Source organism: Pseudomonas sp. 2725 (assembly GCF_050434585.1).
Classification (GTDB): Bacteria; Pseudomonadota; Gammaproteobacteria; order Pseudomonadales; family Pseudomonadaceae; genus Aquipseudomonas; species Aquipseudomonas jessenii.
Genome location: NZ_JBNDIV010000007.1, coordinates 462,484 through 470,315 on the forward strand (window position 1 = coordinate 462,484; position 7,832 = coordinate 470,315).

General features: G+C 59.8%; 6 protein-coding genes. 2 read left to right on the forward strand and 4 right to left on the reverse strand.

Annotation, left to right across the window (positions count from 1 at the left end; translation table 11 throughout):
• Position 1: 1 nt before the first annotated feature.
• The 4 genes from ABIE16_RS22155 to ABIE16_RS22170 all read right to left on the reverse strand — a co-directional run bounded on the left by ABIE16_RS22155 (position 2) and on the right by ABIE16_RS22170 (position 4,467).
• Complete coding sequence (locus ABIE16_RS22155; RefSeq protein WP_340317712.1) at positions 2-1,567, reverse strand: ABC transporter ATP-binding protein; 1,566 nt, start codon at positions 1,565-1,567, stop codon at positions 2-4.
• Positions 1,568-2,113: 546 nt separating this feature from the next.
• Positions 2,114-2,695 (reverse strand): IMPACT family protein, encoded by a 582-nt coding sequence (locus tag ABIE16_RS22160; protein ID WP_218495123.1) that lies wholly within the window; start codon positions 2,693-2,695, stop codon positions 2,114-2,116.
• 6 nt (positions 2,696-2,701) lie between these two features.
• Entirely contained in the window at positions 2,702-3,352 is a 651-nt protein-coding gene (locus tag ABIE16_RS22165) for a TetR/AcrR family transcriptional regulator (protein ID WP_429521933.1), read from the reverse strand.
• Positions 3,353-3,546: 194 nt separating this feature from the next.
• Complete coding sequence (locus ABIE16_RS22170; RefSeq protein WP_150815110.1) at positions 3,547-4,467, reverse strand: LysR family transcriptional regulator; 921 nt, start codon at positions 4,465-4,467, stop codon at positions 3,547-3,549.
• Between the two features lie 138 nt (positions 4,468-4,605).
• On the opposite strand from ABIE16_RS22170, the gene ABIE16_RS22175 reads away from it, so the two are divergent.
• Positions 4,606-5,955, forward strand: coding sequence for an aspartate aminotransferase family protein (locus ABIE16_RS22175; protein WP_057712120.1), 1,350 nt, complete (start codon positions 4,606-4,608; stop codon positions 5,953-5,955).
• A 177-nt stretch (positions 5,956-6,132) separates the two neighbouring features.
• On the forward strand, positions 6,133-7,626 hold the full coding sequence (locus ABIE16_RS22180; protein WP_090452969.1) for a CoA-acylating methylmalonate-semialdehyde dehydrogenase: 1,494 nt from the start codon (positions 6,133-6,135) through the stop codon (positions 7,624-7,626).
• Positions 7,627-7,832: the final 206 nt, after the last annotated feature.

Genomic DNA, 7,832 nt, shown 5'->3' on the forward strand with positions numbered 1-7,832 from the left:
GTTAGCGCGTGGCGGATGCGAGTGATTGAGGGGCACCGAACTGGCCGGCCATCCAGCCGCCGACATCGCTCAGGCGGGTGTCGACGGTGGCGTGAAGCGCCGACAGCCGACCGCCGCACAAGGCGCCGAGCCGGTCGCTGATCTGGAACAGTTCGTCCAGGTCTTCGGAGATCACCAGGATCGCCGCGCCGGCATCGCGCAAGGCAATCAAGGCGCGGTGAATGGTGGCGGCGGCACCGACGTCCACGCCCCAGGTCGGGTGTGCGGCGACCAGCAGTCTGGGTTGCTGAAGGATTTCCCGACCGAGGATGAATTTCTGCAAGTTGCCGCCGGACAGGCTGCGGGCAGGCGCCTGGCTATCGGGTGTCTTGACCCCGAAACGGCGGATGATTTCCTCGGCCATTGCTTCGACTTTGCCGCGCTGGATCAGGCCGTTACTCACCAAGCCGTGCTGGAAAGCAGTCAGCAGCGCGTTGTCCGCCAGGCTCAGTTCCGGCACCGCACCATGACCCAGGCGTTCGGCGGGGACGAACGCCAAGCCGAGTTGGCGGCGAGCATCGGGACGCAAATGGGCGACTGGTTCCTTGCCAAAACGGATCGTCGCGCTGGCGTTGCGGGGCAGCAGTGCTTCGCCGCTGAGCAAGGCCAATAACTCATCCTGGCCATTGCCGGCGACACCGGCGATGCCGACAATTTCACCGCGGCGCACTTCAAGGTCGATGTTGGCAAGCGAGCAGCCGAATGGGTCCGGGTTGTGCCAGGACAATCCACGGACATCAAGGCACGCATCACCTCCGGTAACCTTCGGATAGTCAGCGATCAACTCCGCCGCTTCACCGACCATCAAGCGCGCCAGTTGCTGGTCCGAACACTCGGCCGGCACGCAATGCCCGGCCACCCGACCGCCTCGTAAAACCGTTGCGCTGTGGCACAACGCACGCACTTCCCCGAGCTTGTGGCTGATGAACAAAATGCTGCAGCCTTCGGTGGCGAGGCGGCGCAGGGTGACGAACAAGTCGTCGGCCTCCTGCGGCGTCAGCACCGAAGTCGGTTCATCGAGAATCAACAGGCGGATGTCCTGCATCAGACAGCGAATGATTTCCACCCGCTGCCGTTCACCGATCGACAGGCTGTGGACAAGTCGCTCCGGTTCCAGCGTCATGCCGTAGCGCCGGGACACTTCGCGAATCTTCGGCTCAAGCTGTTTGGGTGTGCCTGCCGCCGCGCCCATGGCCAGGGCGATGTTCTGTGCCACGCTCAGGGTTTCGAACAGCGAAAAATGCTGGAATACCATGCCGATTCCCAAACCCCGGGCCTGGGCCGGATTGCGCAGGCTCACCCGCTGACCTTGCCAGATCACCTCGCCGGAATCGGCGTGGGTAACGCCGTAGATGATCTTCATCAGCGTGCTTTTGCCCGCACCGTTTTCGCCGAGCAGGGCATGGATCTCGCCAGGGGCAATGGTCAGGTCGATGGCATCGTTGGCCAGGCAGCCGGGGTAGCGTTTTGTGATTCTACGCAGTTGCAGGCGCGGAACTGGATCAGGGATTGGAGCGTGATTGGGCATGACAGGCTCAGTGCTGTTGGACTTGTGCCTGTGGATAAAGCAATTTTCTGGCCACTAGGTCAGGAAAATCTCGAAGTCCTGCGACCAGAGGCGTTCAGTACGCAGCTTTCAAATGTGCCACGCACAGCCCGGCACCACATGGGGGCAATGGCGCAAATCAAGCCCCGATTTTGCTCGTGGGGTTTTGCTCAAAAAATGAGCAATCGACCACAAGCCATACCGTACAGGGCGCCGAGACGGCCATGAACGGGTTATCCACAGATTGCTCCACAGTATTTGTGCGCAAGCTCACTGCACGGGCATAAGCACTGAGTGGCTACTTCTAAAGGCGATAAACCGCTGTAACTATTTGTTTTTATTTGAATTTGACGTGCTTGATGGCAGATTGGACGAAAATTGAGCAAAGTCCGCAAAGCCGCATGACAAAAGGGTTACAGCGGTATGTGCTCAGGTTATCCACAGGCGGGTGCACAGCAGATGTGGGCAAATATGGAATAAGTGAAAAAGCGGCGTGCCCCAAAAAATTGCAGCCGGTGCTGAAGCCTTTTAGCGCCGTAACAAAATTCGCCCGCGACTCAAATCGGCCAGTTGTGACTGTAAGGTGTCGATTTGCGCATCGCCTACGGCCAACTGCAACTCGACACCATTGGCGGTGAAGCTTTCATCCACAACCAATCCACCTGCCTCCGCCACCCGCAGCTTGACCAGGGCCAACTCGGCAAATCCGCAAGCGCAATGCAGTGGCACCCGGCTGATCAGCTCGAGCTTTGGCGCCGCTTGCAGGCATTTGTTTGCACCTCCGCCATAGGCCCGGGCTAGCCCCCCGGTGCCCAGTTGGATGCCGCCATACCAGCGAATCACCAGCACCGCGACCTGATCGCAATCCTGTGCCTCGATCGCCGCCAGAATCGGCCGGCCGGCCGTACCGCCGGGCTCGCCATCATCGGTGCTGCGGTACTGATCACCGAGCTTCCAGGCCCAGCAGTTGTGCGAGGCATTCAAGTCGCTGTGCTGTTCAATGAACGCCTGGGCCTCGGCGGGGCTGGAGATCGGCGCGGCGAAGGTAATGAAGCGGCTCTTGCGAATCTCTTCGCGGTATTCGCAAAAACCGCTGAGGGTAAATGGCATAAGTGCTTAGATGGCAGGTTTCAGGCCGCAGCCCTTGAGAATGATGCGGATCAGGTTATCCCCGGCGTCTTCCATGTCCTGTTTGGTCAACTTGGTGCGCCCGGTGACGCGGCAGATCTGCGTGGCGAAGTCGGCGTAGTGCTGGGTGCTGCCCCACAACAGGAAGATCAGGTGCACCGGATCGACCGGGTCCATTTTACCGGCGTCGATCCAGGCCTGGAACACGCCCGCACGACCCTGGAACCAGGCGCGATAGTCCTGGTTGAAATACTCGGTCAGGCACTCGCCGCCGCTGATGACTTCCATGGCGAAAATCCGCGAGGCTTGCGGCTGGCGCCGGGAGAACTCCATTTTGGCGCGGATGTAGCGGGTCAAGGCTTCGCTCGGATCGTCCTCGGCGGTGAGGGTGTTGAACGTGCTGTCCCACAGCTCGATGATGTTGCTCAGCACCGCCACGTACAAACCGAGCTTGTTGGTGAAGTAGTAATGCAGGTTTGCCTTGGGCAACCCGGCATTCTGGGCGATGGTGTTCATGCTCGTGCCTTTGTACCCGTGACGGGCGAACTCGTCTTCGGCGGCCTTGATGATGGTCTCTTCGTTTTTCTGACGAATGCGGCTGACGTGTTTTGCGCCGTGGGCTGGGACTTCAAAGGTCATAAGCACTTCCGAACGAGTGGGTGGGACGGCCAGTGCGTTGATAACGTACCCACCGGTTTCAGACAAGACCTCACACAATAAAACACTGCACCGCAAGCTAATGTGGGAGCGGGCTTGCTCGCGAAGGCGTCGTCCCAGTCAATACTCATGTGACTGACACACCGCCTTCGCGAGCAAGCCCGCTCCCACAGTTTTCAACGCGTCGCGGCCAGGCTCTCGAGAAAACTCTCCAGCACCAGATGCGGTCGGCGTCCCTTGCGTGTGACCGACGCCAGGCTGAGGTCATAGAAGCGTGTTTTTTCTTTCAGCGCTCGCAACCGGCCTTGCTGTACCCAAAGACTCGCGTAGTGATCCGGCAGGTAACCGATATAGCGTCCGGTCAGGATCAGGAAGGCCATGCCTTCGCGGTCCGAGGCGCTGGCGGTGCAATTGAGCGCCTGATAATGGGCCTGGATTTCCGCCGGCAAACGAAAGGTCGGGGCGATGGCGTCCTGGCTGTTCAGGCGTTCGTCGTCCAGTTGTTTGTCGTCGACATAAAACAGCGGGTGACCGACCGCGCAGTACAACAGCGATCGCTCGCTATACAGCGGTTGATACTCCAGCCCCGACAATGCGCTGGCCTGCGGTACCACGCCGACGTGCAGGCGACCGTCGAGCACGCCTTGTTCGACTTCATTGGGCGCGATCATGCGGATCTGGATCTGCACGTCCGGGCCGCGTTCTTTCAATTGCGCGAGGGCATGAGTGATGCGCATGTGGGGCAGGGTGACCAGGTTGTCCGTCAAACCGATGATCAATTCGCCGCGCAAGTGCTGGTGCAGGCCATTGACCTCGGTGCGGAAGCTTTCCAGCGCACTTAACAGCTGCAATGCCGATTGATAGACCTCGCGGCCCTCTTCGGTCAGGGAAAACCCGGCACGTCCCCGTTGGCACAGGCGCAGGCCGAGGCGTTGCTCCAGATCGCTCATCTGTTGGCTGATCGCCGAGCGACCGATGCCCAGCACGGTCTCCGCCGCGGAGAAGCCGCCGCATTCCACCACGCTGCGGAAAATCCTCAGCAGGCGAATATCAAAGTCGCTGACCTGGGCCAGCGGATCGGGACGGCGAGTACTCATGCGGGTTACTCAAAGTTTAGTAGTTGGCTGACTGAACATTAGAAAAGTTGGATTTCACCGACTTTATCCCCGTGGCAATTTAGCTGCAACAACGGTTTTCAATCCTTACGCCGCTTATTGCCTTGCGAGGTTACGCCCATGAACCAGCCTGAAAACGCACCGACTTCCCTGGCCAGCCAGCTCAAGCTCGATGCTCACTGGATGCCTTACACCGCCAACCGCAACTTCCAGCGCGACCCACGGCTGATCGTTGGCGCCGAAGGCAGTTGGCTGATCGACGACAAGGGCCGCAAGGTATATGACTCGCTGTCCGGTCTGTGGACCTGTGGCGCCGGGCACACTCGTAAGGAAATCCAGGAAGCGGTCGCCAAGCAACTGGGTACCCTCGATTACTCGCCAGGCTTCCAGTACGGCCATCCGCTGTCCTTTCAGTTGGCTGAAAAAATCACCGACCTGACCCCGGGCAACCTCAACCACGTGTTCTTCACCGACTCGGGTTCCGAGTGCGCTGACACCGCTGTAAAAATGGTCCGTGCTTACTGGCGCCTGAAGGGCCAGTCGACCAAGACCAAAATGATCGGCCGTGCCCGTGGCTACCACGGTGTGAACATCGCCGGCACCAGCCTCGGTGGCGTGAACGGCAACCGCAAGCTGTTCGGTCAGGCGATGATGGACGTCGATCACCTGCCGCACACTTTGCTGGCAAGCAACGCTTACTCCCGTGGCATGCCGGAGCAGGGCGGTATCGCCCTGGCTGACGAGCTGTTGAAGCTGATCGAACTGCATGATGCGTCGAACATCGCGGCGGTATTCGTCGAGCCATTGGCCGGTTCCGCTGGCGTGCTGGTGCCGCCACAGGGTTACCTCAAGCGTCTGCGTGAAATCTGCGACCAGCACAATATCCTGCTGGTGTTCGACGAAGTGATCACCGGTTTCGGCCGTACCGGCACCATGTTCGGTGCAACCACCTTCGGCGTGACACCGGACCTGATGTGCATCGCCAAGCAAGTCACCAACGGTGCGATCCCGATGGGCGCGGTGATTGCCAGCTCCGAGATCTACCAGACTTTCATGAATCAGCCGACGCCTGAATACGCGGTTGAATTCCCCCATGGCTACACCTATTCCGCGCACCCGGTGGCTTGCGCCGCTGGCCTGGCAGCACTCGACCTGCTGCAAAAGGAAAACCTGGTACAGAGCGTGGCCGAAGTCGCACCGCATTTCGAAAATGCGCTGCACGGCCTCAAGGGCACCAAGAACATCATCGACATCCGCAACTACGGCCTGGCCGGCGCGATCCAGATCGCTCCACGTGACGGCGACGCGATCGTGCGTCCGTTCGAAGCCGGCATGGCGCTGTGGAAAGCCGGGTTCTACGTGCGCTTCGGCGGCGACACCCTGCAGTTCGGCCCAACCTTCAACAGCAAGCCGCAGGACCTGGATCGTCTGTTCGACGCGGTCGGCGAAGTGCTGAGCAAGATCGACTGATTTGACAACACACCTGTAGGAGCGAGCTTGCTCGCGATGGACGTTAACGATGATGTGGGCTGCCTGGATGAACGCGGCGCCCTCACCATCTTCGCGAGCAAGCTCGCTCCTACAAAAAGCATCTATATAGCAGGCGCTCTTTAACGGACGCCTGTGGACAACTTTTCAGGAGCTTCCATGAGCGTTATTCCGCATTTGATCAATGGCGAACTGGTGACCGAGAACGGTCGCGCGGTTGATGTGTTCAACCCGTCTACCGGTCAGGCAATTCACAAGTTGCCGCTGGCGACCCGCGAAACCATCCAGAGCGCCATCGACGCGGCCAAGGCTGCATTCCCGGCCTGGCGCAACACGCCGCCGGCCAAGCGTGCCCAAGTGATGTTCCGCTTCAAGCAACTGCTGGAGCAGAACGAAGCGCGTATCGCCCAACTGATCAGCGAAGAGCACGGCAAGACCCTGGAAGATGCTGCCGGTGAATTGAAGCGCGGCATCGAGAACGTCGAGTTCGCTTGCGCGGCTCCGGAAATCCTCAAGGGCGAGTACAGCCGTAACGTCGGACCGAACATCGATGCCTGGTCTGACTTCCAGCCGCTGGGCGTGGTGGCCGGTATCACTCCGTTCAACTTCCCGGCCATGGTGCCGTTGTGGATGTACCCGCTGGCGATCGTCTGCGGTAACTGCTTTATCCTCAAGCCTTCCGAGCGTGACCCGAGCTCGACGCTGCTGATTGCACAGCTTCTGCTGGAGGCGGGCCTGCCCAAAGGCGTGCTGAGCGTGGTACACGGTGACAAGACTGCGGTGGACGCATTGATCGAAGCGCCGGAAGTCAAAGCGCTGAGCTTTGTGGGTTCGACGCCGATTGCCGAATACATCTATTCCGAAGGCACCAAGCGTGGCAAGCGCGTCCAAGCCCTGGGCGGTGCGAAGAACCACGCTGTGCTGATGCCGGATGCAGACCTGGACAACGCCGTCAGCGCACTGATGGGCGCGGCTTACGGTTCTTGCGGCGAGCGTTGCATGGCAATCTCGGTAGCGGTGTGCGTGGGTGATCAGGTGGCCGATGCACTGGTGGCCAAACTGGTTCCGCAAATCAAGGCGCTGAAAATCGGTGCCGGTACCAACTGCGGCCTGGACATGGGCCCACTGGTGACTGGCCAGGCGCGCGACAAGGTCAGCGGTTATGTAGAAGACGGCGTAGCTGCCGGCGCGACACTGGTGGTGGACGGCCGTGGCCTGACCGTCGCTGGTCACGAGGAAGGCTTCTTCCTGGGTGGTTGCCTGTTCGACAACGTCACGCCAGAAATGCGCATCTATAAAGAAGAGATCTTCGGGCCGGTGCTGTGCGTTGTTCGGGTCAACAGCCTGGAAGAAGCCATGCAACTGATCAACGATCACGAATATGGCAACGGCACTTGCATCTTCACCCGTGACGGCGAAGCCGCGCGGTTGTTCTGCGACGAAATCGAAGTCGGCATGGTCGGTGTCAACGTACCGCTGCCGGTGCCGGTGGCTTATCACAGCTTTGGCGGCTGGAAGCGTTCGCTGTTCGGCGACCTGCATGCCTACGGCCCGGATGGTGTGCGTTTCTACACCCGTCGCAAGGCCATCACCCAGCGCTGGCCACAGCGTGCGAGCCACGAGGCTTCGCAATTCGCGTTCCCTAGCTTGTAAGTAGAAGGGCGCAGAAGGCCGACCCATTGGGTCGGCCTTTTTGTTTTCGGGGCTTTTTTGTCCTATATGACAGAATTGTGAAAATAGCTGTTGACGGCAGATTCCAGGTGTCTATAATTCGCCCCACTTCCGGCGCAGTCGAAACGGAAAACTCCTTGGTAAACAAAGAGTTACGCAGTTTTCGGCAGCAGGTTGCTTCAGTTCAT

What these genes read in the sequence shown, in the direction of transcription:
- ABIE16_RS22155 (WP_340317712.1), bottom strand. Translation starts at nt 1,567, where the DNA reads ATGCCCAATCACGCTCCAATCCCTGATCCAGTTCCGCGCCTGCAACTG.
- ABIE16_RS22160 (WP_218495123.1), bottom strand. Translation starts at nt 2,695, where the DNA reads ATGCCATTTACCCTCAGCGGTTTTTGCGAATACCGCGAAGAGATTCGC.
- ABIE16_RS22165 (WP_429521933.1), bottom strand. Translation starts at nt 3,352, where the DNA reads ATGACCTTTGAAGTCCCAGCCCACGGCGCAAAACACGTCAGCCGCATT.
- ABIE16_RS22170 (WP_150815110.1), bottom strand. Translation starts at nt 4,467, where the DNA reads ATGAGTACTCGCCGTCCCGATCCGCTGGCCCAGGTCAGCGACTTTGAT.
- ABIE16_RS22175 (WP_057712120.1), top strand. Translation starts at nt 4,606, where the DNA reads ATGAACCAGCCTGAAAACGCACCGACTTCCCTGGCCAGCCAGCTCAAG.
- ABIE16_RS22180 (WP_090452969.1), top strand. Translation starts at nt 6,133, where the DNA reads ATGAGCGTTATTCCGCATTTGATCAATGGCGAACTGGTGACCGAGAAC.